Raw genomic sequence first — 25,347 nt, 5'->3', positions numbered from 1 at the left:
CGACCGCGAACGTGTCACCGAGCAATTTTTTCGCGCGGTAGGAAGCCCTGCGAGCCGCGTCCGCAAAGGCTCTCCGGTTGATGCGCACAAGCGGATACGGATCGGACGGAGACGGTTATCGGTTAGACTGCCGGGTACGCGAGTAAGCCGGTGACATTCGGTTGCTCCACATCTTCGCTTTCATGGACCCAGGCAATGGACAACACGCTTGCGCGCTTACGCAGCGGCGTCACCGGACTCGACGAAATCTGTGGCGGCGGCCTCGTGGCAGGCTCGTCCTACATCATTCAGGGTCGCCCTGGCGCGGGCAAAACGATTCTTGCGAATCAGATCGCGTTCGCGCAGGCTCGCCAGGGCCGCAAGGTGCTGTACGTGACGCTGCTGGCCGAGTCGCACGACAGACTGTTCCAGTCGCTCTCGACGCTCGACTTCTACGACGCGCAACGCGTCGGAAACGGCATCACGTACATCAGTCTGTTCCGCACGCTGCGCGAAGAGGGACTCTCGGCGCTGGTCGCCACGCTGCGCACCGAGCTTGCCCGGCAGAAAGCCAGCATTCTCGTGCTCGACGGCCTGCTCAACGCGCGTGAAAGCGGCGAAAGCAATCTCGACGTCAAGACCTTCGTCGCCGAACTCCAGGGACACGCGGCCTTCACCGGCTGTACCGTGCTGTTCCTGACGAGCGCGCGCATCGACGAATCCAGCCCCGAACACACGATGGTCGACGGCGTGCTGCAGATCGAGGAGATCCTCGCTGCGTCGCGCACGGTGCGTCAGATCCGCGTCGCCAAGTCGCGCGGCAGCCGCGCGATGGGCGGGCTGCATCTGTTCGAGATCGGCAATCGCGGCATCGTCGTCTATCCGCGGCTCGAAGTCGCGCTGGGGCTTCCAACCCGGAGCGACCCTGCGCCGCCCTACAGGATCCCCACCGGCATCGACGGACTGGACGCCCGTCTCGGCGGCGGCATTCCGGCAAGTTCGGTCTCCGTTCTCGTGGGCCCGGCCGGCAGCGGCAAGACAACCTTCGGACTGAATTTCCTGCAACTCGGCACGCCCGAGGAACCGGCGGTGCATTTCGGCTTCTACGAAACGCCAAAACGCCTGGAGACCAAAGCGCACGCACTCGGCCTGGACTGGGAGCAACGCTGTTCATCGGGCGCGCTCAAGGTCATCTGGCGGCCGATGACCGAGAACCTGCTCGATAAACTCGCCTACGACCTGCTCGACGTCGTGCGGGCGAGCGGCGCCAAACGGGTTTTCATCGACGGGCTGGCCGGCTTCGAGCGCGCCACCGTGGACCCGCATCGCATGGTCGAGTTCTTCGCGGCGCTCACCAACGAACTGCGCGGTCTGGGCGTCACCACGGTCTGTACCTGGGAAGTGAAGGAACTGTCGGGCCCGTGGATCGAGAATCCGTCGCCGGAAATCCTGAGCCAGCTGGACAACGTGATCGGCATGCAGCATGAACTGGTCGACGGCGTCATGAAGCGGGCCATCGCCGTGCTCAAGGTGCGCGACAGTCTCTTCGACACCACCGTGGCCGAAGTCGGCATTTCCACTTCGGGCAAGGGCGTACACGTGATCGGAACGCTGCCGCTGAGCGACGTCGTCGTCGCAGCGGGAGGGAACATCAAAGCGCGCGGCCGATAGCCGTCGCCGGTCTGCATGTCTACTCTGGTCGTCGTCGATGACGAATCCCTGATTACCGATTCCCTCACGTTTCTCCTGCAAGACGAGGGATATACGGTTCACGCCGCGCCCAACGGAAAAGAGGCGCTGAGCCTGATCGCGCGTGTCCGTCCGGCGCTCGTCGTGACCGATTTCATGATGCCCGTCATGTCGGGCCTGGAGCTTGCGAGGGCCCTTCAGAAAGACGGCCCGGCGATGCCCATCATCCTGTGCAGCGCGGTGCCGCACGCGATCCCGCCGGACGAGGTTCACCGGTTCGCTGCCTTGTTGCGCAAGCCGTGCGCGCCGGCTGACCTGATTGGAGCGGTCGCGCGTTACGTCCAGGTCCAGCGCGGAGCAACGGAATGACGCCGAGCCGAACCATGGAAAAACGGTCCGGACGCCGAAGGCCAGGGTGGCACCTATCGTCGCTATGAGCGCCAAATGACGCGTATCCTTCTCGTTGATGATGAACCGGACTTGCTCGAAGCGTGGAGTTTCGCGCTGGAGCATGTCGGTTACGAGGTCGAACGCGCGAACGGCGCGCAGGAAGCATTGCTCGCGATGCAGCGCCGGCCGCCCAACCTGGTCATCACCGACCTGATGATGCCTGGCATGAACGGCGAGGAACTGAGCCGCGCGCTGCGTCAAAACCCTGAATGGACGCATATTCCGATCGTGCTGCACACGTCGGCTCATGTCGATGCGTCTGCCGGCACGGCGCTATGGAACGCGGTTTTGCGCAAGCCCGCGCGCATGGACGACTTCCTGGCGACCGTCGCCAGACTTTCCGAAGGTGGCTGACGATGCACCGCTTCGAACGCAGCGCTCGCGACAGGCGAAGCCCCTGATGGATCAGGCTACGCGAAAGGACGGTTCGAACGTCTGGGCGGCGGCGGGTGATCTGCGCATCTTCGAACGGCTGCTCGACCCTTACCTGATCCTCGATTCCGACGGCGCGGTCGTCAGCGCGAACGCTGCATGGCGGACGCTGTTCGCGTTCCCTGAAGGCGCGGCGCCGGACGGCCTGCTGGCCGAGCAGCGCCGCAATTGCGAGCATCTGATCGTCAATATCGCGGCCAGTCTGCGGGCCGGGCAACGCCGGTCCTCGCCGGTGTTCCGTCTCGATGGCGGCCGATCCACCGATGAAACCACCGGGAGCACCGCGCCGGCTGCGCGTCATTGGCAGATCTTCGCGCAGCGGGTGCCGGCGACGCAGGACCTTCCGTCCCATGTCGTCCTGCGCTTCGAGGACGTGACCGCCCGCACGCTGGCCGGCGAGGGCGAACGGCGCGAGAAGGCGCAGATGCGGTCGAATGCGCGTCTGCGCAAAATCCTCGTGCAGGAGACGCAGAAGCAGCTCGCGGATCACCTCGGCCATTTCGAGGAAGCGCTGGCGTTCGCGGGCGTCGGCGCCTGGGAACTCGATCTGATGGCGGGCACGGTGAAGTGCAGTGAACGATGCCGCCGCGACCTGGGTCAGGTTCACGCCGACGAACTCATGCATGCGTCTTTCCTCGGCGACACCACCGAGCAGTTCGCGGCCCACTGGCGCCTGCTTCAGTCCGGACAGCCTTTCGAGTTCGAGCGTCTTGTGGAAAGGCAGACGGGCCGTCGCTGGGTGCTGGTCCGCGGCATGGCGCGTTTCGATGATGACGTGACCGTGCGCTCGGTGGTGGGCTTCACGCTCGACATCACGGGGCGCAAGGAGCGGGAGATCGAGGCGCATGCCGTCGCGGGCGAAGAGCGCTCGGGGCGCGAGCGGAGCGAGGCGCTGGCGGCCACCATGGACCGCTTCATCGCGGCGGTGAGCCACGAATTGCGCTCGCCGCTGAATGCCATCGTGTCGTGGGCCGAGTTGCTGCAACTCGTCGCGGATCCGAATCACGTCGCCAAGGCCGGCGATGCCATTCGCCGCAACGGTCGGCAGTTGTCGAGAATGGTCGATGACCTGCTCGACAGCGGCGCCGTCGTGACCGGCAAGCTCTCGGCAAACCTGAAACCCATCGATATCGGTCCGCTGGTCGCCATCGTGGTCGAGGACATGCGCAAGCTCGCCGAGCACAAGGGCCTGCAACTCGATATCGCGGAACTGGGTTCCTGCGTCGTGCTGGCCGATGAAAACCGCCTCGGACAGGTCGTGTCGAACCTGCTGACCAACGCGATCAAGTTCACCGATGCCGGCAGCGTCACCGTGTCGATGAACGTGCTGGACGATCACGTCAGCATCCAGGTGCGCGATACCGGGCGCGGCATCGAGCCGGAAGCCCTGCCGCGCATCTTCGACCGCTTCGAACAGATTGCGCCGCGCACCAGCGGGCGCGTCGGCGGGCTGGGACTGGGGCTATGGCTTGCCAGACAGATCGTGGATCTGCACGGCGGCATGCTGGATGGCGCGAGCGACGGCGCCGGCCTCGGCTCGACCTTCACCGTCCGCCTGCCGCTGATGCAGCCCGGCGGCGAATGAAGCTCAGGGCGTAGGCGTTTCAGTACGGTCCCGCAGCGGCCATCAGCGACAGCAATGCCTGTCTGTTCAACTGCATCAGGTGCAGTTGTGAAAGCGCGTCATTCATCCCCATCTTTCCTGACGTCCCCCCATGCGCGACCTGAACTTCAGTTCCTGGCAAACCCTTCTTTCGACGCTCTTCACGCTGGCCGTCGTCACGCTGATCGGCGTCGGTGTCCGCTTGCTGCTGATGCAGACGGTCCAGCAGCGGCGCGAGCGCGCCAACCGGCAGATCAACGAACGGCTGCGTACGCTGATCGCCGCGTACAAGACGCTGGGAGGATCGTTCACCGGCAATCTTGCCGTCGATCCGACCCATCTCAAGGATCTCAGGCGCGCTTCGATGGCCGTGCCGCCCGCCGTCGATGACGCCCTTGCCGCGCTGGATGATTCCGGTGCGGCACGCGATGCTCACGATCCGGGCAAAACGGAAAGGTCGCGGCGCATACGCGACTCGGTGGAGGCCGCGCTGGCCGACATCATCTTGCTCGGCACGGAAGAACAGGTGCGTCTGGCCGCTCATGCCGCGACCGAGATGGTGCAGGGGCGGCCGATTCATACGGCTGAACTCGTGATCTCGCTGCGCGATTTCATCCGCGACGCGCTCGATCTGGATGCGGTGCCTATGACGGTCCGCATTCCGGCACAGGGTCCGGCGCGGCCGTCCGGAGCCAAGGGCAAGCAGGGCGAGGGTCAGGGAGGCAAGGGCGGCGGCGGAGGAGGAGGCGGCGGCGGCGGTGGCGGTGGTGCAGGGCTTGGGGGCGGAGGAGGCGGCATTCCCGGCAGCCATCATACGGACGACACGGATCCGCATCATCCGCAAAACAATTGAAAGGCGGGTCGAAGGCTTGCCAAGTGGGCGCATGTTGAAGCGGGCCACTATCATCTGAGCTGGAGGAAAGGATGGACATCCACTCGATGGGAGGCATCGCGATGAACCGGCAACTGATGACGGCGTTTGCCGCAACGATGCTTCTGGCAGCCTGCGGCTCGGTCGCCCCGGTGACGACGACGGCGCAGAAGGTGCCGCTGACGGGCACGCCAAACAGCGTAGCCGTGCGCGATTCGGACGGCGCCGTGTTCGTCACCGATGACGACAGTAACGGCATCCAGATGACGCAGCATATCGGCGAAGCGGAAGCGCCCGCGTTTTCGCCCTACGCGCGCCTGCCGGCGGCGGACGGTCAGCGCGTGAGCCTGAGCCAGATCGCGTTTGCGCCGAACGGGCATCTGCTGGTTGAGCGCTTCGGCTTTGGTTCGTCAAGCGCCGTATTCGATGTCGCACCGAGCGGTCAGGTCAACCTCGCGTCCGACACGAATGCCGCGCGACGTCGCCTGGGTCTGCTGGTGCTCGATGGCGGCACGTTCCTGTCGAGCTGGTTCTCGAAGGAAGGCGACGCGCCCGCGACGGGCGGCGTCAGCATCATCACGCGCGGCGCGGCGCCACGGCAGGTGATCGAGCAGGATATCGTCACGGGCCTGAAGAAGCCGGTCGGACTCGCGCTGGCCGGCGACACGCTCTATATCAGCGATCAGGCCGCGAACCGCATCTACCGGGTGGATTTGCCGGCGGCGCGCACCGCCGACGCGCCGCTTGCGGCCAGCGATGTCTTCGCGACCGTCGAAGCGCCCGACCTGCTGGCCGCGGCGCCCGACGGCACGCTCTACACGAAATGCGGCGCGCACGCCGTCTGCAGCTTCTCGAAGCGCGGCCGCCCCACCGTCATCGCCGACGATCTGGACGCGCCGCGCGGCGTCGCCGTGGACGTGGCGCGCAAGCGGCTGGTCGCGGTGGATCGCTCGACTTCGCCCAGCCGGCCGAGCGCCCTCCGCGTGCTGCCGCTCAGGTAACCACCGCGCTCAGCGCGGCGACGACCAGCCCTTGTAGTTACCGACGTTCTCACGCGTGATGAGCGTGGAGGGCATCAGGATCATCGTGCTGCTGGGCTTCTTGCCGTTCATCAGGTCGTAGCCGACGCTCACCGCCTGCTGCGCCATCGACCACGGGTCCTGGCTCGCGGACGCCTGGATCATGGTGTCGGATTTGAGCGCGGATTCGATGTCGGGCGCGCCGTCCACCGACGTAATCACAATGTTGTTGCGATGCAATTGCTTGGCCGCCAGATCCGTGCCGATGGCTTGCGGATCGTTGATCGCGAACACGCCGTCGAGTTTCGGGAAGCGCGTCAGATAACCCTGCATCGCGTTCATGCCGCCTTCGCGCGAGCCCTTCGCGTCCTGATCGTCGGACAGGACCTTGATGCCCGGGTTCTTCGCAAACACGCTCTTGCAGCCGTTCACCCGGTCGATCACCGCCGATACCTGCGGCCCGTTCTCGATCACCACGTTGCCCTTGCCGTTCAGCTTCTTCGCGAGGAAGTCGCACGCGAGTTCGCCGGCCTGCACGTTGTTGGTCTGCACGGTGGCATCGGCGCCGGCCGCCGCGACGTCCACCGCGACCACGACGATACCCGCCGCCTTGGCCTTCTTCACGGCTGGCTCGATCGCCTTCGGATCCACGGCATTGATGAGGATCATGTCCACATGCGCCGAGATGAAATTGTCGATCTGCGTGAACTGCTTGTTCATGTCGTAATCCGCCGACACGGCTGTTATCTTCGCGGCCGGATTGATGGCCTTGGCTTTCGCTTCCGCGCCTTTCGAAATCGTCACGAAGTACGGGTTGCCGAGCGAACCGACCGTGACGCCGATCGATTTCAGTTGCTTGTCGGCGGCATGGGCCGAGATCGACAGGCCGATTCCCAGGGCGAGTGCGACGCCGGCGAACAGCGGGGTGTGCTTGCGCATGGTGTTGTCTCCAGGTTGGTCCGTTCGTGTTTGAGTCGGGCGCAAGCGGACCCTGCGAGCGCCCGGATGGAGGATAAGAGAGTTGATCAGGTGCGGGCCGAGCCGCGCTGGCGGTAACGGTCGAGCGCGACGGCGCCGATGATCACCAGGCCCTTGATGATGTACTGCCAGATGTCCGACACGCCGAGCAGCACGAGACCGTTGGACAGCACCGCGATGATGAGCGCGCCCACCAGCGTGCCGACAATCGACCCGACGCCGCCCACGAAGCTCGTCCCGCCGAGAATCACGGCGGCGATCGCATCGAGTTCATAGGACTGGCCGAGTTGCAGGCCGTTCGCCGCGTACAAACGCGCCGCCGACATCACCGCGCCGAGTCCCGCGAGCAGGCCGGAGATCGCGTAGACGAACAGCTCGATGCCCCACACCTTGATGCCCGAGAGCCGCGCCGCTTCCGGATTGCCGCCGACCGAATAGATGCGCAGGCCGAGCACGGTGCGCCGCAGGATGAACCACGAGATGATGACCACGGCAATCGCGATGATGACGAGCCAGGGCACGCCGAACAGCGAATCGTTGCCGATGAACGCGAACGACAGTTGCGGATTGAAGATGGTCGTATCGTGTCCGATGAGCCGCGCGATGCCGCGCACGGCGGTCAGCGAGCCGAGCGTCACGATGAACGGCGGCAGCTTGAGCAGCGCGATCAGCAGCCCGTTGACGACGCCGAAGCCCAGTCCGACCGCAAGCGCCGCCGGAATGCCGAGCCAGCCCAGGCCCGGCAGGTTCGAGGCAAGCAGCGCGGTGACGGCGGCCGCCGAAAGCACCGAGCCCACGGACAAGTCGATACCGCCCGTCAGGATCACGAAGGTCATGCCGGCTGCGAGCACGATGTTGATCGACGCCTGCTGCGTGACGATCGACAGGTTCTGGAGGCTGAAGAAGCCGTCCGTCACAATGCCGAAGCCGATGCACAGCAGGATCAGCACCGGCAGCATGCCCGCCGTGCGCATCAGCACCTGCATGCGTTCCTTGTGCTCGATGCGCGTCTGCCGTTCTGCCGGGTTGTCCGCCTTGGAAGCCGGCGCGGTGTCGTGGGGTTTCGTCGTGTTAGCCATGTCTCTCTCCAGTCCAGATAGGCTCAAGCCGCCTGGCCGAGCGCGGCCTTCGAGCCGGTCGCCAGTTCGATGATGCTTTCCTGTGAAATCGGCTTGCCGGAATGGCCGCCGAGTTCGCCCGCAATCTCGCCTTCGCGCATCACGAGCACGCGATCCGCAACGCCGATCACTTCCGGCAGTTCACTCGAAATCACGATGATCCCGACGCCCGAGCGCGCCAGATCGTTGATGATCCGGTAGATCTCCGACTTGGCGCCGATGTCCACGCCGCGCGTCGGCTCGTCGAGGATCAGGACTTCGGGTTTCGTCTCCAGCAGGCGCGACAGCAGCACCTTCTGCTGGTTGCCGCCCGACAGCGCGCCGACGTTCACCCGCATGTTCGGCACGCGGATCGTGAGCGCGGCGATGGCGTCCTTCGCGCGCGAGTTGCCGCGCGGCAGGTCCATCACGCCCATCTTCGCGTCGCGCCCGGCGATCGTGATGTTGATGTTGTCGCGCACGCTCATGTCGAGGAACAGGCCCTGATGCTTGCGGTCCTCGGTGAGATAGACGAGACCGGCGTCGATCGCATCGCGCGGCGTGCGCAGCTTCAGCGGCTTGCCGTGCATCGTCACGTCGCCGCGCACGGCCGGCTCCGCGCCGAAGATCAGACGCGCGAACTCGGTGCGCCCCGCGCCGACCAGCCCCGCGATGCCCAGTACCTCACCCGCGTGCAGGTCGAGACTGCAACCGCGCACGCGCTTGCCATCGGCGAGATCGCGCACGGAGAGCACCACGTTGCCGGGATCGTAGGCCGCGTGTTCCTTCTTGTAGAAGCCCGAGATGTCGCGTCCCACCATCATCTTCACGAGGCTTTCGGCGGACAGTTCCTCGCGCATCAGCGTGCCGACATAGGAGCCGTCGCGCAGCACGGACACGCGGTCGGAGAGTTCATAGATCTCCGCCATCCGGTGACTGATATAGATGATCGCGATGCCTTCCTCGCGCAACTGGCGCACGAGCGCGAACAGGCGGTCGGTTTCGCGCGAGGACAGCGGCGTGGTCGGCTCGTCCATCACGAGAATGCGCGCCTGCGCATGCACGGCGCGCGCGATCTCGACCAGCTGACGCTCCGCGATCGACAGATCGCCCACCAGCGTATGCGGCCTGAAGTTGGCACCGAGCCGCGTGAGCACGTCGGCGCAGCCGCGCTCCATGCCCGCGCGATCCACCAGACGGCCGCGCCGCAGCTCGCGCCCCGCGTAGATGTTCTCGGCGACCGAGAGATTCGGCGCGAGGCTCAGTTCCTGATAGATCACCGCGACGCCGAGCGAGCGCGCGGCGAGCGGACCGTCGATCGTGACGGGCGCGCCGTCGATCAGGATCTGGCCGCCCGCATCGGCCTGATAGGCGCCGGACAGAATCTTCATCAGCGTGGATTTGCCCGCGCCGTTTTCGCCCATCAGCGAATGCACTTCGCCGGGATAGACCGAGAGCCGCACGTCGTTGAGCGCGCGGACGCCGGGGAAAGTCTTGCTGATGCCGCGCATTTCGAGAAGCGGCGGCCGGCTGGATACGTCATGCGGCATGGTTCACCTCTTGCGGTTTGATGCCCGCGTGGCGGATCGCCGCGCGCGGTGAGAAGTTGAAGAACAGCGGCAGCGTGGCCGCACCGATCGCACCCGCATCCGGGCCGAAGGTGCCGCGCACGAGCGTCGGGGTGCCGCGCGCTTCGGGCGCGTTGGCGGCGAGCGTCGCGGCCAGGCGCGCGACGAGCTTGTCGAGCAGGCCGCCGTCGATGTCGGAATCGATCACGACCATCGGCACATCGAGTACGCAGAGCGTGGCGCGCAATGCGGGCGCGAGCGCCTCGATGCAGTCGTCGATCCATTCGTCGACGGCGGGCAGAGCACGCTCGATGCACGATTGAAGATCGACGCGGTTGTCGGCGGCCGCGCCGCAGTAGCTGAGATGCCGCACCAGCGCATTCAGCGATGCGCGCGACAGCAGGATGTCCCACTGGCCGGCCGGCTGCGGCGCGGACGGCAGGCGGCTCGGCGGCACCGGAATCACGCCGATGTCGCCCGCATTGCCCGAGGCGCCGCGCAGGCAGTCGCCATGAATCGCGATGCCGCCGCCGATCGCCGAGCCGAGGAACAGATAGACGAAATCGTCGCAGCGGCGGCCGTGGCCGTAGAACAGTTCGGCGGTGGCGGCGGCGTTGCCGTCGTTCTCGCTGAAGACGGGCAGGGAGAGCGCGCGGCCGAGTTCGTCGGCGAAGTCGATTTCGTCCCAGGCGCGGAAGGTGTCGGCGGGCAGCGTGAGTTCGCGCAGCCAGCTGCCGAGATTGAACGGCTGCGCGACGCCGATGCCCGTCAGACGCTCGCGCTCGGCCTCGCTCAGCAGCGAGAGCATCTTGCCGACGTCGCGCTGCACGATCTTCAGCACCGTGGAGGGATGCGGCAGGACGGAATCGAGCGCGCTGCGGGCGAGCACGTCGCCGGCGAAATTGACGAGCACCGTCTCGATGCCCGTGCGGTCCAGCCGCACGCCGATCCCGAATGCGCCGCGCGGATCGAGCCGCAGCAGCGACGCCGGCTGGCCGCGCTGGCCTCCGAGACGGCGTCCCGAATATTCGATCAGACCCGATTGCTGGAGCGAATCGACGATGCTGCCGACAGCCGTGCTGGTCAGGTTCGCGTGACGCGCGAGGTCGGCCTTCGACGCGGGTTCGGTACGCCTGAGCGCCTGCAGCAGCAGGCGCTCGTTGTACCGGCGCACGTTCGCGGAGTTGCTTCCTTTGCCGCTCGGGGATTTCACTCGATGTCTCCGTCAGAGGGCCATCTTGGCGTGGCCATTAATTAAATCAAGTTGGTTGATTTAATGCTGCCGGCGAAGCGAAGTAAAGGAGGGAAATCCCGGAGGGGGTTTTAAGCGTTCTTTTCAGTGGCGTCGCGAGTCTCGCGCGGTGCCAAAGCACGCGGAGCTTGCTTGCAAAGGGCTTTCCGGCATCGACAGCGAGACGCTGACCGTTGTGCTATCGTCGGCGACACTTTTTCGATGTCGCGGACGCGCTCGCGCTGCGGCCCAACTTCGTCGCCATCATGTTTTCGATCTCCCCGACCAGTCACGCCAGCAAGGCGGCCCAATACGACGACCTGCTTCAGCAAGCCCGCGCACTCGTCAGCGACGAACCGGACTTCATCGCCAATGCAGCGAATTTCTCGGCGCTGCTCTATCACTCGCTGCCGGATCTGAACTGGGCCGGCTTCTATCTCTTCGACGGCACGGAACTCGTCGTCGGTCCGTTTCAGGGCAAGCCGGCTTGTGTGCGCATTGCGCTCGGACGCGGCGTGTGCGGCACGGCGGCGCAGCAGCGCCGGACCCAGGTCGTGCCCGATGTGCATGCGTTTCCCGGCCACATTGCTTGCGATGCGGCGTCGCGTTCCGAGATCGTCGTGCCCTTGATTGCCGCCGATGGCACGCTGATCGGCGTATGGGATGTGGATAGTCCCGTGCCCAACCGCTTCGACGACGAAGACGCGCTCGGCATGGAAGCGCTGTGCAGGGCCTTTGTCTCGCTGGCCTGGAAGAACCGCGCGGCGCCTTGAACCTCGGAGGCCTCATGTCGATGCCCGACGCAAGCGCCGGAAACGGCGTCGAGACGATGGCGAGCGCGCACGGCGCACTCGCCACTGCCGACAAGCTCGAAGCACTGATCCGCGCACGCGGGCTGATGCTGTTCGCGCGCATCGACTTCAGCGGCGACGCCGCGCGCGCCGGCCTCGCGATGCCGCCCAGCCAGTTGCTCGTGTTCGGCAATCCGCAGGCTGGCACGCCGCTGATGCAGGCCGTTCCCACCGCCGCGCTCGACCTGCCGCTCAAGGTGCTGGCCTGGGAGGACGCGCAGGGCGGCTCGTGGCTTTCCTGGAACGCAACCGACTATCTGCGCGCGCGCCATGGGCTCGATGCCGGCCTGATGCAACCTGTCAGCGGCCTGCCCGCGCTCGTGGAGGCGGCGGCGCGCTGAGTCGAAAGGCCCGCGTCGCTGCGGGACTTGGCCAGAGCGCGGACGGCTGCGTCTACAATGAGGCGATCCATCGGCCTCACTCTTTCATTTCATGACGAGCCTTGTCCGCCGCCGCCTGCTCGCCGCCTGCGCTCTCAGCGCATGCGGTCTGGCGCGCGAACGCGATGCGCTCGCCGCGACCGACACGGCGACCATCGCGCTGGTGATGAAGTCGCTGGAAGACCCGTTCGTCATGTCGATGATCGAAGGCGCAAAGAACTACCAGCGTCACTTCGCATCGCAACTCAATCTGGAAACGCGCGGCACGGACACGGACAACGACGTCGCCGGACAGATCCGCATCGTCGAGTCGCTGATCGATGCGAAGGCGAATGCCATCGTCATCGCGCCGGCGGATTCCCGGGCGTTGCTGCCGGTGACGGCGAGGGCCATCGTGGAGGGCATCATCGTGATCGCGATCGACAATCCTTTCGACGAACGCGCGCAGGACGACGCGAAAGTCGTGATTCCGTTCGTCGGGCCGGACAGCCGGCGCGGGGCGAAGCTCGTCGGCACGTATCTCGCGTCGAAGCTGAAGCCGGGCGATGAAGTGGGGATCATCGAAGGCCCTTCGAACGACCGCAATTCGCAGCAGCGCTCGGCGGGTTTCAAGGACGCGATGAACGCGGCAGGCATGCGGGTGAGCGCCATTGACGGCGGTGACTGGAACGCCGCAAGCGGCAAGGTCGCCGCGCTGCAGATTCTGTCGGGGCATCCGATGGTGCGCGGCCTGATGTGCGCCAACGACAACATCGCGATGGGCGCGATCGATGCACTGCGCATCGCGGGCAAGAAGGGCCGGGTGCTCGTGACGGGCTACAACAACATCGAGGCCGTCCAGCCGATGCTCGAGGACGGCCGCCTGCTCGCTACCGTGGAGCAGTTCGGCGCGAGGCAGGCGGTATTCGGCGTGGATGTCGCGGTGAAAGCGCTGCTGGAAAAACGCAGGCAGCGGGATCTTTCGCCCTATATGGAGACGCCGGTGCAACTCGTGACCAAGGGACAGCCGAAGGGGTTTCGGCTGGGGGCGTCGTGAGGGGTTTAAGAGTAGTCGCGTAGCGCGCGTGGTGGCGTCCGCGTAATGTCTTCGATGAATTCATCGGGAAGACTGTCACCATGCGGAAGCATTTCGCGGCTTGCGTTCTCTTCCTGTTCGTTGCGGGCAATTGCCGCGCCGAGCCTGTCGCGCCGGTTTTCGCGGACTATCCAACGGTGGTCGAACCGTCATCTCGACCGATCAAACCCAAACTGAACTCTAGTCAGAGCCGCCGCTACGCAACGCAGATCAGCACAGCCGCCAGAGGCAAGATCAACTTCGCGGGTCACTACATCCTTGCGGAATGGGGCTGCGGCGCGGGTTGCGTGATGGCTGCCGCAATCGATTCGAACACGGGAAAGGTCGTGATGCTGCCCTTCACCGTGTCCGACTGGCCACTGGATATCACCGAGCCGCTTGCCTATCGAAAAGACGGTGCGCTGCTGACCGTGCATGGCAGCCGGAACGAGCAGGGGCAAGGCACCTACTACTATCGTTTCGACGGCTCAGCTTTTACACCCGTCAAGACAACCGACGCCCTCACCCCCCCGCCGCCCCCATCAACCCCCGCGCGGCGAGACTCTGATACAGCGCCCTGACGCCGAACGTCCACGGTTCGATTTCCGTCGAAAGCCTGACCGTATTCACCAGCGCACCGAGACTCGGCGTCGAGATGGTCACGACATCGCCGAGATGATGCGTGAAGCCGCCGCCCTGCGTGTCGCGGTCCTTGATCGGCGAGAACATCGTGCCGAGGAACAGCATGAAGCCGTCCGGATACTGATGGTGCGCGCCATGCGTCTGCTTCACCAGATCCGCCGGATCGCGGCTGATTTCGCTCATGTGGCTCACGCCTTCCAGCACGAAGCCGTCGTCCGCGCCTTCGATGCGCAGCGACACGCTCGTCTGGCGCACTGAATCCAGCGTGAAGCGTCCGTCGAACAGGCGCACGAACGGACCGATCGCGCACGACGCATTGTTGTCCTTCGCCTTGCCGAGCAGCAGCGCGCTGCGGCCTTCGATGTCGCGCAGATTCACATCGTTGCCGAGCGCCGCGCCGACGATCTCGCCACGCGCATTCACGGCCAACACGATCTCCGGCTCAGGATTGTTCCATTGCGATGTCGGATACAGCCCGACTTCCGCCGCGAAACCGACCGACGACATCGGCTGCGACTTCGAGAACACTTCGGCATCAGGCCCGATGCCCACTTCCATGTATTGCGACCACGCGCCGCGACGTTCAAGTTCGGCCTTCAACTTGGCCGCGCCTTCCGAACCCGGCTTGATCTTCGACAGATCGGCGCCGATCAGCGTATTGATGGTGTCGCGCACTTCCTGCGCCTTGCTGGCGTCGCCGCCCGCGTGTTCCTCGATGACGCGCTCCAGCAAACTCACCGCGAAGGTCACGCCGCATGCCTTCACCGCCTGCACATCGCACGGGGCGAGTAGCCGCACGCTGTCGGGCGTGGCATCGAGCGTCGCTTGCAGCAGGTCTTGCACATTGCCGAGATGCTCGCCTTCCGCATGGCGGGCAATGTCGATCATCTCGGGGTGATCGAAGAGATCGGCGGTAGTCGGCGCGGCGCGCGTGATGTCGAACACTTCGCCCTGACGCACCGCCACGACGCTCGGCCCGTTCACGGGTGCGGGACGCCAGACGCGGCCGATCAATACGGCATCGGCGAAATCTTCGGGCAGACAGGAGGTCACGGTGACGGTTTGCATGGCTTTGCCTGACAGGCTGAAAAAGGAAAGCCGATCGTAGCCCGCACCACCCTGAAGTGTCCATTGGGTTGATTGTTTATCCAACCTGTTGGAAACTGTGTGCCCTGAATCGGCCACACCGCAGCATGGAAAAAACCTACGATGTCCCTGCGCTGCGGCGCGCGAGCGACATTCTCGAAGCCCTCGCGGCCGCTGCGAAGCCGGTGCGCGCCGCGACGCTCGCGGAACGGACGGGGCTGTCGCGCAGCACGCTCTACCTGATGCTGGAAACGCTCGCGCGCATGCAATGGATCGAGAAGCGCGACGATGGCTATGTGATCGGCGTCGGCCTGTTCGAGCTCGGCAATGCCTACGTGCGCCATGACACGCTGCAGGCGGCGTTCCGCGAAGGCGCGGGTGCGTTCATCCACCAGCATAACGAGGTCGTGCAGCTCGCCGTGCTCGACGGCATCCATGTCGTGTATGTGGCGCGCGAAGATGCGCATCGGCCGGTGCGGCTCGTGTCGGATCCCGGTTCGCGGCTGCCCGCGCATTGCTGCGCGCTCGGCAAGGCGCTGCTGGCGGGACTGTCCGATGAAGCCGTCATCGAGCGCCTGCCCGAACGGCTCGAAGCCGTCACGCCGCGCACCATCACGCGACGTACTGCCTTGCTCCGCGAACTCGCCGCCATCCGCACGAGCGGTCTGGCCGTCGAACGCGAGGAAGTCGCCGAAGGGCTCGCGTGCTTCGCCGCCTATGTCGGGATGACGCCGGCCGGCAAACGCATCGCCGTGTCGACGAGCGTGCCCATCGGCCGGCTCGATGCGAAGCGCGAGCGGCGTATCTGCATCGGCATCGTGCAGCTCGCAACGCAACTGCGCGGCACGCTCTGACGCGCTTGCATCGCGAACGCTACATCACGCTTTCCGCGTGCGTCGCCAGATGTGACGCGATCAGCACGTTGCATTTCACGTGCGCACGGACGACATCGCGCAGCCGCTGGTCGCCATGACTCCAGCCGATGTCCGCCTCGCCGCCGAGCACGATCAGGTCCGCGCCCAGTTCCGTCGACGCCTTCGCGATTGTCTCGCCCAGATTCGCGTTGAGCGGCAAGGTGAGCGTGAACGCGCTGCCCTCGATGCCCGCCTCGTTGATCCGCCGCATGCAATGCCGCGCGACGGCGCGGGCGTGCTGGTCGATGACCGCCAGGGTTTCCGCCGTGCTGCAATCCGCGGTCACGACGGCCCACCACGGCGTCTGATCGACGACGTGCATCGCGGTCAGGCGCGCGTTGGATTCGCGTGCGCAGTGGATCGCGGCCGTGAGGGCGGTATCGCTGAGGCTGGTGCCGACGGCTACGAGAATGTGCTTGTACATGGTGCATCTCCGGTCGAGTACAGGCGCCATCCTGTGCCACGAGACTTAGAGCGAGATGAGCGCTCATGCCGCCAGGCCGCTGAAAGTTTTACTCACAGGCTTAAAAAGCCGCGCGCCCATGTGCGTCCGGACAGGCAGAACAATTCCGTGCCAAGCCGCACGCACGTTCGCTCCGCGCCGGATCGACGCGCTTTCGCGCGGCAAGGGAACGGCGCTTGCTCAACGACACCGCCACGGAGGGCTGGCGCGGGTAGTCCTGTGCCCGCTGGCCATCGACGTGATTGCACGCGCAGGTCCACCCAGCGGTTCCGCCCGGCATTCGTCCGGGATTCAGCGCCGAGTTTCGACACCGAGTGAGCGGCAATGCCAGATTCAGACGATACCCAGAACCCAGCACGCAACGGCCCGCATGCCGACGACACAGGCGAAGCCAAGCCACGCCTGAAAGCCAAGTCGAACGGCAAGAGTAATGACGGCAATGACAAGGGCGACGAGAAAAACGGCGACGAGAAAAGCGGCGACGAAAAGAACGGCCGCAAGAAGTCCGGCAAGAAGCCGTTGATCATTCTCGGCGTCGCCGTGGTGGTGATCGCGATAGGCGCATTCATCTGGTGGTTCATGACGCGCAACCAGCAAAGCACCGACGACGCCTATACCGATGGCGACGCCGTCACCATCGCGCCAAAGGTATCGGGCTATGTCGTGGAAATGAACATCAACGACAACCAGTTCGTCCACAAAGGCGATCTGCTCATCAAGATCGATCCGCGCGACTATCAGGCGCAACTCGATCAGGCCAATGCATCGCTGGGCCTCGCCCAGGCGCAACTGCACGCCCAGGAAACCCAGCTCGAAGTCGCGCGCGTGCAGTACCCGGCGCAACTCGCCCAGGCGCAGGCGCAGGAACAGACGGCGCGCGCCAATCTCGCGCAGGCCAGCGCCGCATACGACCGTCAGAAGACGGTGGATGTCCGCGCGACGTCGCAGCAGAACATCGACACAGCCACCGCGCAACAAAAGAGCGCGCAGGCGAACGTCGCGCAGGCGCGGGCGCAAGTGCGTACCGCCGCGCTCGTGCCGCAGCAGATCGCGACCGTGATTGCCGCTGTCGAAGAAAGACGCCAGCAGGTGCGTCAGGCGGAAGCGCAGGTCGAATCCGCGCAGCTGAACCTCTCGTACACGGAACTGCGCGCCCCGTCGGACGGCTGGATCACCAAGCGCAACGTGCAGTACGGCACCTTCCTCCAGGCAGGCACGTCGATCTTCACGCTCGTCACGACGCGCTTCTGGGTGACGGCCAACTTCAAGGAATCGCAGCTCGACCGCATGCAGCCCGGCGACAAGGTCGATATCGAAGTGGACGCCTATCCGGACATGAAGCTGCACGGCCACGTGGACAGTGTGCAGCTCGGCAGCGGCTCGCGCTTTTCCGCGTTCCCCGCCGAGAACGCCACCGGCAACTTCGTGAAGATCGTGCAGCGTGTGCCGGTGAAGATCGTCATCGACGATGGCCTGAAGCCGGGCGCGCCGCTGCCGCTCGGGCTGTCCGTGGTGCCGACCGTGATGCTCAAGCATTGACGCCATGAGCGATACCACCGCAGAACACGACCACAGCGGCTGGAAGCCCCGGTCGAATCCATGGCTGATTGCCGTCGTCGTCACGCTCGCGGCGTTCATGGAAGTGCTCGACACGACCATCGTCAACGTCGCGCTGCCGCACATCTCGGGCACGATGTCCGCGAGCTACGACGAATCCACCTGGACGCTCACGTCCTATCTCGTCGCGAACGGCATCGTGCTGCCGCTGTCCGCCTATTTCTCGAAGATCCTCGGGCGCAAGCGCTACTTCCTGATCTGCATCGGCGCGTTCACGGTGTGCTCGTTCATGTGCGGCGTCGCGACCAATCTCGGCGAGCTGATCGTCTTCCGCATTTTGCAAGGCTTCTTCGGCGGCGGCCTGCAGCCGAGCCAGCAATCGATCATCCTCGACACCTTCCCGCCCGAACAGCGCGGCCGCGCGTTTTCGATCTCGGCGGTGGCAATCGTCGTCGCGCCGGTGCTCGGGCCGACGCTCGGCGGCTGGATCACAGACAACTTCACGTGGCGCTGGGTGTTCCTCATCAACGTGCCGGTGGGCGTGCTGACCACTTTCGCGGTCATGCAGTTCGTCGAGGATCCGCCGTGGGAGAAGCGTCAGGACCCGAAGAAAGTGGGCATCGACGTAATAGGCATCAGCCTGATCGCGCTGGGTCTAGGCTGTCTGCAAGTGTTCCTCGATCGCGGCGAGGACGACGACTGGTTCTCGTCGAACTTCATCGTGCTGTTCGCGGTGCTTGCGGCGGTGGGCATCATCGGCGCGACGGTCTGGCTGCTGTACGCGAAGAAACCCGTGGTGGACCTGCGCGTGATGAAGGACCGCAACTTCGCGCTGGGCTCGGCGGCGATCTTCGGCTTTGCGTCGGTGCTGTACGGCAGCGCCGTGCTGATTCCGCAGCTTGCCCAACAGCAGCTCGGCTATACCGCGACGCTCGCGGGCCTCGTGCTGTCGCCCGGGGCGATCTGCATCGTGTTTCTGATTCCAGTAGTAAGCAAGCTGATGAACGTGATACAGACGCGCTTTCTCGTCGCGTTCGGCTTCTTCCTGATGGGCTGCGCGCTGCTCTATTCGCATCATCTCGTGCCCAACGTCGACTATGTGACGCTGACCAAGATGCGCAGCGCGCAGTCGATAGGGATCGGCTTCCTGTTCGTGCCCGTGACGACGCTCGCCTATCTCTCCCTGCCCAAGTCGCTCAACAACGACGCCTCCGCGCTGTTCACGATGTTCCGCAACGTGGCGGGGTCCATCGGCATATCGCTCGCCACAGCGGCGATCCGCGAGCGCACGCAGGCCAACATGGCGCACATGGTCGAACACCTGACACCGTTGAACCAACCTTATACGGACTCCGTCAATCGCATCGCCCGCACGCTGATGGACACGGGACAGTCGATGTCGCAGGCCATGACCGCCGCCACCGGACAGATGTACAAGACCCTTGTTTCGCAGGCGACCATCCTCGCCTATCTCGACGTATTCCTCGCGTGCGCCATCTTCTCGTTCATGTTCATTCCGTTGTCGTTGTTCTTTTCACCGGTCAAGGCGTCCGGTCAGGCGGGAGGACATTGAAATGAAGCCGCGTCTTCTTGCTCTCTTGCCGGCGCTCTTGCTGGGCGCATGCGCCGTGGGCCCGGATTTCAAGGCCCCGACCGCCGATACCCCCGCCGACTGGAACGACATGCAGCGCGTGCAGAACGCGCCGAACGATCCGCGCGCGCCGCATGCGGATGCGCCTTCGGTGGCGCAGACCTCGGCGGATCCCGATCCGCGCTGGTGGAAGCAGTTTCACGATCCGATGCTCGACTCGCTGATCGAGCGCGCCGTCGCCGGGAACCTCGACTTGCAGGCCGCGGTGCTGCGCATCACGGAAGCGCGCGAACAGTCGATTGCGGCGGGCGCGGCCGGTCTGCCGCAGATCGGCGCGAACGCGAGCGTCAAGCGCGAGCAGCTCGGCGTGAAAGGCTTCCTCGAATCGCAGGGCGTCTACGATCAGATCAACAACATCGGCGGCAGCAATGGCGCGCAGATCCGCCAGGGACTCGACTCGGCGACGCAGCCCACCACGCTTTATCAATATGGCTTCGATGCGTCGTGGGAACTGGACTTGTTCGGGCGCGTGCGGCGCTCGGTGGAATCCGCCGATGCCCAGACACAGGCGCAGATCGAGAGCCGCAACGACGCGCTGGTGTCGCTCGAATCGGAAGTGGCGCGCACTTACGCGCAATTGCGCGGCGCGCAGGCGATCAAGCGGATCACGCTGGCCGAGATCGACGCCGAACAGCAGATTCTCGATCTCACGCGCGAGCAGGCGCGGGTCGGCCTGACGAGCCAGCAGGACGTGCAGAGCGCGAGTGCGCAGGTCGGCACGCTCCAGGCGCAACTGCCGACGCTCGATGCGCAGATCGCGCAGGCCATGAACGGCCTTGCCGTGCTGAGCGGCAGTCCGCCCGGCACGCTCGACGCCGAACTCGCCGATACCACCGGCAGCGCAGCCGTACCGCCGGTGCCGCCCACCGTGCCGGTCGGCTTGCCGTCGACGCTTGCGCGGCGGCGTCCGGACATTCGCCGTGCCGAGGCGCAGTTGCACGCGGCCACGGCGGAAGTGGGCGTCGCGGTGGCGCAGTTGTATCCGGATATCTCGCTGACCGGACAGGTCGGCATGCGCGCCTCGAAGGCCAGTTACCTCGCTCACTGGTCGAGCCTGTTCTGGTCGGTGGGGCCGAGCATCTCGCTGCCGATTTTCGAGGGCGGCCAGTTGCGGGCGAACGTGCGCGTCGCCAAGGCCGAAGCGGGCGCGGCGGCGCTGCAATACCGGCAGACGGTGCTGAGCGCGTTGCAGGACGTCGATAACGCGCTGGTCAACTATCGCACCGAGCAGGACCGGCGCGCGGCGCTGGTGCGCACCGTCGAGGCCAACCGCATCAGCCTGCAACTCGCGACGGACAGCTATCGCAAGGGGCTGACGGCGTTCGTGACCGTGCTCGATGCCGAGCGCCAGCTTGCCCAGACACGCGAGCAACTGGCGCAATCGACGGTGAACGTGACGACGAATCTCATCGCCGTGTACAAGTCGCTCGGCGGCGGCTGGCAAGAGGACGCCGCCGCGACCGCGCAGAACTAGCGCCTGCGCTTCTTCCAGGCGTAGTCCGCGGGTGGGTCAGCGGCGCCCGGCTTGCCCACCGACTGCGGATTCTCGCTGCACAGCGTGATGAAGCTCAGGTCATCGCCATCGGCCTGGCGCTTTCTCAGCGCTTCGGCAAAGCGCAACGCCTCAGCGAGCGAAGCGGGATCGAAACGCCGGAAGCGCGCCGCGCCTTCGGCATCCGGATTGCCGTCGAGCCAGTAGACGACGAACATCGACTCTCCTCACGTTTTGGGACGCACGTCCGCACGGTTCCGGCGAACGCGCGCAAGGTCGATGCAAAAGCTGCACGAAGTGCGTGCATCGGCACGTCGAGCCGGCCAGCGGGTATTCCCGGAGTGTAACGTTGGCGAGGCGCATGGCGTCTGCTTCAACGCTTGTCGCTTCGGGCAGGGAACGAGGGTTGCTTTCTGATTCGCTCGTTCCGAGGCCATCAAGATGCAACGACCCGTTCCTGTTCCGCATCAATCGCTCTGGCAGATGCCAATGCGCGCGACGGCTCCCGACGAGCCGCGCGTGCTGATCGCCGACGACGATCCCGACGCCACGCGCGCCATCGCGCTTGCGCTCGAGGACGCCGACTTCTCCGTGCGCGCGGTGCACACAGGGCTCGATGCGGTTTCGCTGGCGCGCAAGTGGCGGCCAGGCGTGGTGCTGCTCGATCTGTCGATGCCGCTCGGCGACGGCTGGGAGGCGGCGGAAGCGATTCGCGCCATCGACATCACGATGCTGCTGATCGCGCATACCGGCCGCGCCAATCCGGACGACTGGTCGCGCGCCCAGCGCACCGGCTTCAACGGCTACTTCCTGAAGCCGGCGGAACTCGACCGCATGATCGAGGTGATCCGGACGTATTTCTCCGCGCAAGGCGACGACAGTGCAGCCGTGCTTTTGCGCGGCTGACAGGCGGAGAATCAGGCGTCCGGATGCTTGCGCGAGGTATCGACGAGCCGGAGCACGGGGCGCTCAGTGTCGGATTCGGCGTGCGCTTTGAGGATCTCTTCCCAGTACTGGCAATAGCCCGCCCAGAAAGGCATTTGGGTGTGCGCCGAGGCCGCTGCCGGCAGGGCTTCGGGCAGCATGCGGCGCAGACGTCGAATCTCCCCATGCTTCCATTGCAGCAGCGCGCGACGATGCCCGCGGCGCGGCGTGCCCAGCCCATTCATCTCCGCCAGCGCGTCCGCCAGGCCTTCCGCGGGCCGCGACGCCATGCGCGTCAGCACGCTCGTCTGCGGGCTCGGACCGCGTTCATGACAGATGATCGCGCCAATCTGCCCGAGGATGTACATGACCTTCGCCAACGGCACTGCGGAATGGAGTGGCATGGGGGCTCTCAGCTTTATCGTTATTGGTCTTCGCGCGTGGCAGCACGAAGCGGTCGACGCCCGGCCGGCAGGTCTCCAGCCGCGACGCTTTTACAAGATACCGCACTGAGATTAATCCGAAATGATGATCGACAAAAATCCACAAACGGAAACGCAGGCGCATTTGTCGCGCGAAGATGGCCTTGACGGCGTTATTTTCGCGTGCTGCCGGGAGCTCGTTCAGACGCGGTTTGCTAGGGATCACGAAACAAATCACACAGCGTGATGCAAAGGGCGGCATTGAACCATCCGCGTGCACGGCCTGGCGAATCGTGTTACACATTGACGCGGCCGTTGCCATCCGTGGCGGCTGCGCAGTCTTACAGCAGTTTCAACTCACTTTCAGCGAGCCTCAACTTGCCTGTCCGACGACTCGCCACCTTGTGGCGCCTTGGCCGAGCTTTCGTCCGGGAAAGTCATCACGTCGATGACGGCGCTGCGATGACGCGCGTCGCGCGCTTCTTCGCCACGCATGGCGCGCGGGCGGCGCCGCTCGCGGCGGGCGTGCCCGCGCTGTCGCAGCTGTCGCGCGTGCTGGAGAACGCGTCGGATGCGCTCGCCAGCCATCCCGCGCTGGCGGAAACGGCCGTGCGCGTCGCGCTGGCCGAAATGGACGCGCTTTTCACGCCCTACGATGCCGCGCGTTTTCGCAAGGCTTGCGCCGAGGCGTTTCCCGCCACGCTGGCCTTCGAAATGACGGACTTGCAGGACGCGCCGCTGCGCTCGGGCGTCGCGGAGCAGACGCATACGGCGCGCCTCGGCGGGACACCGGTGCGCGTCACGCTGCTGCGCGCGGACGCACGCGCCGAACTGGCCGACGATCTCGACCTCGCGCTCGCGGCGGCGCGCTTCGCCGAACGGCGTTCGGCGAAGGCGCGCGACATGCATCCGGTGGAGTGGGTGCAGCGGGCACGGGAGAGCATCGACGCGATGATCGACCTGCGCCAGCGCGCCGCCGATCAAAGCTACCTGCGTTTCCGTCTGCGCGAGGACCCGCGTATCGCGGTGCCTGAAGTGCTGTGGGACTACTGCAACGATGCAGTGCTCACGACGCGTGCCATCGAAACGGCGGCGCTGCGCGATACGCCAACACTGGCGGCGCATGGACTCGATCCGGCCGATGTCGTCGCGACGCTGATCGAAGCGTTCTTCGAGATGGCGCTGGGAATCGGGCTGTATCACGCGGGGCTCGATGCAGCGGGCGCGCGGGTCAGCATCGAAGAGGGCACGTGCGGCCAGATCGTGCTGGAAGCCGACAACCCGATGATGTTGTTCGCCGCGCACGAACGCGATTTTCTCGTGGGCGTGTCGCATGCGCTGATCCAGGGCGATCACAAGGCAGCGGCGCGCGCGCATCTCGAACAGGGCCGTCCGGACGCGCAGTCGAATCATCATGAAATGCGCGTCGAGTCCACCTATCGGCGCGAGGCCGAGCGTTTCGCCTCGCCGCACGCGCGGCGCAATGTGGGCGTTGCGCATCTGTTCGGCGCCATCGGCAAGGCGCCCGCCGAGCACATGTTCAGCGCGGCGCACGGACGCATTGCGTCGCGGGCGGTGCTGCTGGCGAGGTCGGCGGAACGGATCGAGCGCGTGGCGCGGGAGATTGCGCCCGATGTCGATGTCTGGACCATCGCGCGCAAGGTGATTCTCCGGCTCGCCGCTGACCGCTTCAGTCTCCGCAGCATGGCGACCCGGCTCGCGCACGAGGCGACGCACTGGCCGCAGATGCTGCCGCGCCTGCCGACGCTCATCGCGAAACGCGCAGCGGCGACGCAGCGCACCAGCGATTCCGTGCTGCGTTAGCGCGTGCCCGGACTCATGCGTTGCGCGATTGCGCGGCACGCTTCCTTGAGCGGTTCGACATAGGTTTCGAGCGGCGTCGCGCTCTTCCTGAACAGCGGAATGCTGACGCTCACGCAGCCGAGCGTGGCGCCGTTCGTCCCGACGATCGCGCTGCCGTAGCAGAAGATCTGCGCCTCGTTTTCCTCGCGGTCTTCGGCATAGCCGCGTGCGCGGGTGGCGTCGAGTTCGGCGTCGAGCGTGTTGCGATCGGTGACCGTATGCGGCGTGAAGCGTTGCAGGACGATGCCGTGCAGCAGCGCGTCGCGTTCGGCGGGCGTTTGCATCGAGAGATAGGCCTTGCCGACGGAACTCGAATAGAGCGTGACACGCGTGCCGATGCGCGACGTCATGCGCACGGCGTGCGGACTTTCCAGCTTCTCCACGTACACCATTTCCGAACCGCTGCGCACGGCGAGGTGGACCGTTTCCTGGGTGGCGTCGCGCAGCGCCTGCAAGGCGTCGGTGGCCGCGATGCGCAGGTCGGAGCGTTCCCAACTGCGGCTGGCGAGCGACATCAGGCGCGGGCCGAGCGCGTAGCCGCCGCGCTCGCCTTCCACGACGAGCCCTTCAGCGATCAGCGCGCCGACGATGCGATACACGGTCGGGCGCGGATAGCCGCTCTCTGCCGCGAGCTGGGCGATGGTGGGGGGATCGGCGGCATCGGCCACGAGTTGCAGGACCGCCATGAACTTCGAGAAGGCAGCGGTGCCGGTGGCCTTGGCGGCGTCGGAGGAAGGGGTGTCTGAAGGCATGATGTCCAGAATCATGCCATGAGACTGATGCCGATGACCGCTGCGAATGCGCTGACGACGTTCCTGGCGAGCGGAGTTCAGAAACATGACTGTCATCGCGGCGCCGTCGCTGCCCTCCGACGCAGCCAGCGCCCCCGACCGCGCGTCCAACGCCTGCCGGATCGCGCCCGCGAGTTAGGAACGGCTGTACGGCTTGTTCAGCAAGGTAATGCCTTCGTCGATGCGTCCTTCGTGGAAGATGACATCGCGCGTATAGCCCGATGCGAACACCACGGCCGCCCGATGCGGCGGCTGGCTCGCCAGCCGCTACAGTCGTATGCATGCTCCGGCCAACTTGCTTGTAGGTTCATCACGTGCTTTGCCAATGATGCAGGATCAA

General features: G+C 65.5%; 25 protein-coding genes. 16 read left to right on the top strand and 9 right to left on the bottom strand.

Going from position 1 to position 25,347, the window contains the following annotated elements; genetic code table 11:
- Nucleotides 1–195 precede the first annotated feature (195 nt).
- The 6 genes from QCE69_RS27835 to QCE69_RS27810 all read left to right on the top strand — a co-directional run bounded on the left by QCE69_RS27835 (nt 196) and on the right by QCE69_RS27810 (nt 6,025).
- On the top strand, nt 196–1,650 hold the full coding sequence (locus QCE69_RS27835; RefSeq protein WP_309925200.1) for an ATPase domain-containing protein: 1,455 nt from the start codon (nt 196–198) through the stop codon (nt 1,648–1,650).
- Between the two features lie 15 nt (nt 1,651–1,665).
- A complete protein-coding gene (locus QCE69_RS27830; RefSeq protein ID WP_309934131.1) occupies nt 1,666–2,037 on the top strand; it encodes a response regulator in 372 nt (123 codons plus the stop codon).
- 75 nt (nt 2,038–2,112) lie between these two features.
- Nucleotides 2,113–2,472 carry a response regulator gene (locus QCE69_RS27825; RefSeq protein WP_309934129.1) on the top strand — a complete coding sequence of 120 codons (360 nt, stop codon included), beginning with the start codon at nt 2,113–2,115 and terminating at the stop codon, nt 2,470–2,472.
- 46 nt (nt 2,473–2,518) lie between these two features.
- Nucleotides 2,519–4,135: a HAMP domain-containing sensor histidine kinase gene (locus QCE69_RS27820; RefSeq protein WP_309934127.1), complete on the top strand. Its 1,617-nt coding sequence runs from the start codon at nt 2,519–2,521 to the stop codon at nt 4,133–4,135.
- A 130-nt stretch (nt 4,136–4,265) separates the two neighbouring features.
- Complete coding sequence (locus tag QCE69_RS27815) at nt 4,266–5,006, top strand: hypothetical protein (RefSeq protein WP_309934125.1); 741 nt, start codon at nt 4,266–4,268, stop codon at nt 5,004–5,006.
- Nucleotides 5,007–5,077: 71 nt separating this feature from the next.
- On the top strand, nt 5,078–6,025 hold the full coding sequence (locus tag QCE69_RS27810; RefSeq protein WP_309925190.1) for a hypothetical protein: 948 nt from the start codon (nt 5,078–5,080) through the stop codon (nt 6,023–6,025).
- Nucleotides 6,026–6,034: 9 nt separating this feature from the next.
- Here the strand turns inward: QCE69_RS27810 and QCE69_RS27805 are convergent, their stop codons facing one another.
- The 4 genes from QCE69_RS27805 to QCE69_RS27790 form a co-directional block, all read right to left on the bottom strand.
- The gene (locus QCE69_RS27805) at nt 6,035–6,982 is read right to left on the bottom strand and encodes an ABC transporter substrate-binding protein (RefSeq protein ID WP_309925188.1); all 948 of its coding nucleotides are present in this window, start codon (nt 6,980–6,982) and stop codon (nt 6,035–6,037) included.
- A gap of 86 nt (nt 6,983–7,068) precedes the next feature.
- Nucleotides 7,069–8,100 carry an ABC transporter permease subunit gene (locus tag QCE69_RS27800; protein ID WP_309934124.1) on the bottom strand — a complete coding sequence of 344 codons (1,032 nt, stop codon included), beginning with the start codon at nt 8,098–8,100 and terminating at the stop codon, nt 7,069–7,071.
- A 23-nt stretch (nt 8,101–8,123) separates the two neighbouring features.
- Nucleotides 8,124–9,668, bottom strand: a complete 1,545-nt coding sequence (locus QCE69_RS27795) for a sugar ABC transporter ATP-binding protein (RefSeq protein WP_309925185.1) — start codon at nt 9,666–9,668, stop codon at nt 8,124–8,126.
- A complete protein-coding gene (locus QCE69_RS27790; RefSeq protein WP_309925183.1) occupies nt 9,658–10,899 on the bottom strand; it encodes an ROK family transcriptional regulator in 1,242 nt (413 codons plus the stop codon). Before QCE69_RS27790 ends, QCE69_RS27795 begins: the two co-directional genes overlap by 11 nt.
- A 284-nt stretch (nt 10,900–11,183) precedes the next feature.
- On the opposite strand from QCE69_RS27790, the gene QCE69_RS27785 reads away from it, so the two are divergent.
- From QCE69_RS27785 to QCE69_RS27770, 4 genes are all read left to right on the top strand, one after another.
- Entirely contained in the window at nt 11,184–11,690 is a 507-nt protein-coding gene (locus tag QCE69_RS27785; RefSeq protein WP_309925182.1) for a GAF domain-containing protein, read from the top strand.
- Between the two features lie 14 nt (nt 11,691–11,704).
- Nucleotides 11,705–12,109, top strand: coding sequence for a DUF302 domain-containing protein (locus tag QCE69_RS27780; protein ID WP_309925180.1), 405 nt, complete (start codon nt 11,705–11,707; stop codon nt 12,107–12,109).
- A 91-nt stretch (nt 12,110–12,200) separates the two neighbouring features.
- Nucleotides 12,201–13,184: a substrate-binding domain-containing protein gene (locus QCE69_RS27775; RefSeq protein ID WP_309934122.1), complete on the top strand. Its 984-nt coding sequence runs from the start codon at nt 12,201–12,203 to the stop codon at nt 13,182–13,184.
- Nucleotides 13,185–13,264: 80 nt separating this feature from the next.
- Nucleotides 13,265–13,783, top strand: a complete 519-nt coding sequence (locus tag QCE69_RS27770; RefSeq protein ID WP_309934121.1) for a hypothetical protein — start codon at nt 13,265–13,267, stop codon at nt 13,781–13,783.
- Here the strand turns inward: QCE69_RS27770 and QCE69_RS27765 are convergent.
- Nucleotides 13,725–14,912, bottom strand: coding sequence for a fumarylacetoacetate hydrolase family protein (locus QCE69_RS27765; RefSeq protein WP_309925176.1), 1,188 nt, complete (start codon nt 14,910–14,912; stop codon nt 13,725–13,727). The two genes, QCE69_RS27770 and QCE69_RS27765, sit on opposite strands and share 59 nt — an antisense overlap.
- A gap of 125 nt (nt 14,913–15,037) precedes the next feature.
- Here QCE69_RS27765 and QCE69_RS27760 point away from each other — a divergent pair, with 125 nt between their 5' ends.
- Nucleotides 15,038–15,784, top strand: a complete 747-nt coding sequence (locus tag QCE69_RS27760) for an IclR family transcriptional regulator (protein WP_309934120.1) — start codon at nt 15,038–15,040, stop codon at nt 15,782–15,784.
- 19 nt (nt 15,785–15,803) lie between these two features.
- Here the strand turns inward: QCE69_RS27760 and QCE69_RS27755 are convergent, their stop codons facing one another.
- Nucleotides 15,804–16,268, bottom strand: coding sequence for a universal stress protein (locus tag QCE69_RS27755; protein ID WP_309925173.1), 465 nt, complete (start codon nt 16,266–16,268; stop codon nt 15,804–15,806).
- Between the two features lie 363 nt (nt 16,269–16,631).
- Here QCE69_RS27755 and QCE69_RS27750 point away from each other — a divergent pair, with 363 nt between their 5' ends.
- From QCE69_RS27750 to QCE69_RS27740, 3 genes are read left to right on the top strand one after another with little or no spacing between them, the layout of a single operon-like run.
- Nucleotides 16,632–17,846 (top strand): HlyD family secretion protein, encoded by a 1,215-nt coding sequence (locus QCE69_RS27750; protein WP_309934119.1) that lies wholly within the window; start codon nt 16,632–16,634, stop codon nt 17,844–17,846.
- 4 nt (nt 17,847–17,850) lie between these two features.
- Nucleotides 17,851–19,437 carry a DHA2 family efflux MFS transporter permease subunit gene (locus QCE69_RS27745; protein ID WP_309925170.1) on the top strand — a complete coding sequence of 529 codons (1,587 nt, stop codon included), beginning with the start codon at nt 17,851–17,853 and terminating at the stop codon, nt 19,435–19,437.
- 1 nt (nt 19,438) lies between these two features.
- A complete protein-coding gene (locus QCE69_RS27740) occupies nt 19,439–20,989 on the top strand; it encodes an efflux transporter outer membrane subunit (protein WP_309934118.1) in 1,551 nt (516 codons plus the stop codon).
- Here the strand turns inward: QCE69_RS27740 and QCE69_RS27735 are convergent.
- Nucleotides 20,986–21,225 (bottom strand): hypothetical protein, encoded by a 240-nt coding sequence (locus tag QCE69_RS27735; RefSeq protein ID WP_309925166.1) that lies wholly within the window; start codon nt 21,223–21,225, stop codon nt 20,986–20,988. The two genes, QCE69_RS27740 and QCE69_RS27735, sit on opposite strands and share 4 nt — an antisense overlap.
- A 223-nt stretch (nt 21,226–21,448) precedes the next feature.
- On the opposite strand from QCE69_RS27735, the gene QCE69_RS27730 reads away from it, so the two are divergent.
- Entirely contained in the window at nt 21,449–21,913 is a 465-nt protein-coding gene (locus QCE69_RS27730) for a response regulator (RefSeq protein ID WP_309934117.1), read from the top strand.
- 11 nt (nt 21,914–21,924) lie between these two features.
- Here the strand turns inward: QCE69_RS27730 and QCE69_RS27725 are convergent, their stop codons facing one another.
- On the bottom strand, nt 21,925–22,335 hold the full coding sequence (locus QCE69_RS27725; RefSeq protein WP_309934116.1) for a hypothetical protein: 411 nt from the start codon (nt 22,333–22,335) through the stop codon (nt 21,925–21,927).
- Between the two features lie 480 nt (nt 22,336–22,815).
- Between QCE69_RS27725 and QCE69_RS27720 the strand changes: the two genes are divergently transcribed.
- On the top strand, nt 22,816–24,177 hold the full coding sequence (locus tag QCE69_RS27720) for an AarF/UbiB family protein (RefSeq protein WP_309934115.1): 1,362 nt from the start codon (nt 22,816–22,818) through the stop codon (nt 24,175–24,177).
- Here the strand turns inward: QCE69_RS27720 and QCE69_RS27715 are convergent.
- A complete protein-coding gene (locus tag QCE69_RS27715; RefSeq protein WP_309925158.1) occupies nt 24,174–24,968 on the bottom strand; it encodes an IclR family transcriptional regulator in 795 nt (264 codons plus the stop codon). The genes QCE69_RS27720 and QCE69_RS27715 overlap by 4 nt on opposite strands.
- Nucleotides 24,969–25,347: the final 379 nt, after the last annotated feature.

Origin of the sequence: Caballeronia sp. LZ032 (assembly GCF_031451315.1) — a bacterium.
Classification (GTDB): domain Bacteria; phylum Pseudomonadota; class Gammaproteobacteria; order Burkholderiales; family Burkholderiaceae; genus Caballeronia.
The sequence above is the reverse complement of the archived record's forward strand: the minus strand, read 5'-3'. Positions and strand labels throughout refer to the sequence as shown.

Excerpts from the sequence above, each read along its gene's own strand:
- QCE69_RS27830 (WP_309934131.1), top strand. The coding sequence starts at position 1,666 with ATGTCTACTCTGGTCGTCGTCGATGACGAATCCCTGATTACCGATTCC.
- QCE69_RS27755 (WP_309925173.1), bottom strand. The coding sequence starts at position 16,268 with ATGTACAAGCACATTCTCGTAGCCGTCGGCACCAGCCTCAGCGATACC.
- QCE69_RS27810 (WP_309925190.1), top strand. The coding sequence starts at position 5,078 with ATGGACATCCACTCGATGGGAGGCATCGCGATGAACCGGCAACTGATG.
- QCE69_RS27800 (WP_309934124.1), bottom strand. The coding sequence starts at position 8,100 with ATGGCTAACACGACGAAACCCCACGACACCGCGCCGGCTTCCAAGGCG.
- QCE69_RS27780 (WP_309925180.1), top strand. The coding sequence starts at position 11,705 with ATGTCGATGCCCGACGCAAGCGCCGGAAACGGCGTCGAGACGATGGCG.
- QCE69_RS27815 (WP_309934125.1), top strand. The coding sequence starts at position 4,266 with ATGCGCGACCTGAACTTCAGTTCCTGGCAAACCCTTCTTTCGACGCTC.
- QCE69_RS27745 (WP_309925170.1), top strand. The coding sequence starts at position 17,851 with ATGAGCGATACCACCGCAGAACACGACCACAGCGGCTGGAAGCCCCGG.
- QCE69_RS27770 (WP_309934121.1), top strand. The coding sequence starts at position 13,265 with ATGCGGAAGCATTTCGCGGCTTGCGTTCTCTTCCTGTTCGTTGCGGGC.
- QCE69_RS27730 (WP_309934117.1), top strand. The coding sequence starts at position 21,449 with ATGCAACGACCCGTTCCTGTTCCGCATCAATCGCTCTGGCAGATGCCA.
- QCE69_RS27835 (WP_309925200.1), top strand. The coding sequence starts at position 196 with ATGGACAACACGCTTGCGCGCTTACGCAGCGGCGTCACCGGACTCGAC.
- QCE69_RS27805 (WP_309925188.1), bottom strand. The coding sequence starts at position 6,982 with ATGCGCAAGCACACCCCGCTGTTCGCCGGCGTCGCACTCGCCCTGGGA.
- QCE69_RS27740 (WP_309934118.1), top strand. The coding sequence starts at position 19,439 with ATGAAGCCGCGTCTTCTTGCTCTCTTGCCGGCGCTCTTGCTGGGCGCA.
- QCE69_RS27820 (WP_309934127.1), top strand. The coding sequence starts at position 2,519 with ATGGATCAGGCTACGCGAAAGGACGGTTCGAACGTCTGGGCGGCGGCG.
- QCE69_RS27775 (WP_309934122.1), top strand. The coding sequence starts at position 12,201 with ATGACGAGCCTTGTCCGCCGCCGCCTGCTCGCCGCCTGCGCTCTCAGC.
- QCE69_RS27725 (WP_309934116.1), bottom strand. The coding sequence starts at position 22,335 with ATGCCACTCCATTCCGCAGTGCCGTTGGCGAAGGTCATGTACATCCTC.
- QCE69_RS27735 (WP_309925166.1), bottom strand. The coding sequence starts at position 21,225 with ATGTTCGTCGTCTACTGGCTCGACGGCAATCCGGATGCCGAAGGCGCG.
- QCE69_RS27720 (WP_309934115.1), top strand. The coding sequence starts at position 22,816 with ATGACGCGCGTCGCGCGCTTCTTCGCCACGCATGGCGCGCGGGCGGCG.
- QCE69_RS27715 (WP_309925158.1), bottom strand. The coding sequence starts at position 24,968 with ATGCCTTCAGACACCCCTTCCTCCGACGCCGCCAAGGCCACCGGCACC.
- QCE69_RS27825 (WP_309934129.1), top strand. The coding sequence starts at position 2,113 with ATGACGCGTATCCTTCTCGTTGATGATGAACCGGACTTGCTCGAAGCG.
- QCE69_RS27760 (WP_309934120.1), top strand. The coding sequence starts at position 15,038 with ATGGAAAAAACCTACGATGTCCCTGCGCTGCGGCGCGCGAGCGACATT.
- QCE69_RS27750 (WP_309934119.1), top strand. The coding sequence starts at position 16,632 with ATGCCAGATTCAGACGATACCCAGAACCCAGCACGCAACGGCCCGCAT.
- QCE69_RS27795 (WP_309925185.1), bottom strand. The coding sequence starts at position 9,668 with ATGCCGCATGACGTATCCAGCCGGCCGCCGCTTCTCGAAATGCGCGGC.
- QCE69_RS27785 (WP_309925182.1), top strand. The coding sequence starts at position 11,184 with ATGTTTTCGATCTCCCCGACCAGTCACGCCAGCAAGGCGGCCCAATAC.
- QCE69_RS27765 (WP_309925176.1), bottom strand. The coding sequence starts at position 14,912 with ATGCAAACCGTCACCGTGACCTCCTGTCTGCCCGAAGATTTCGCCGAT.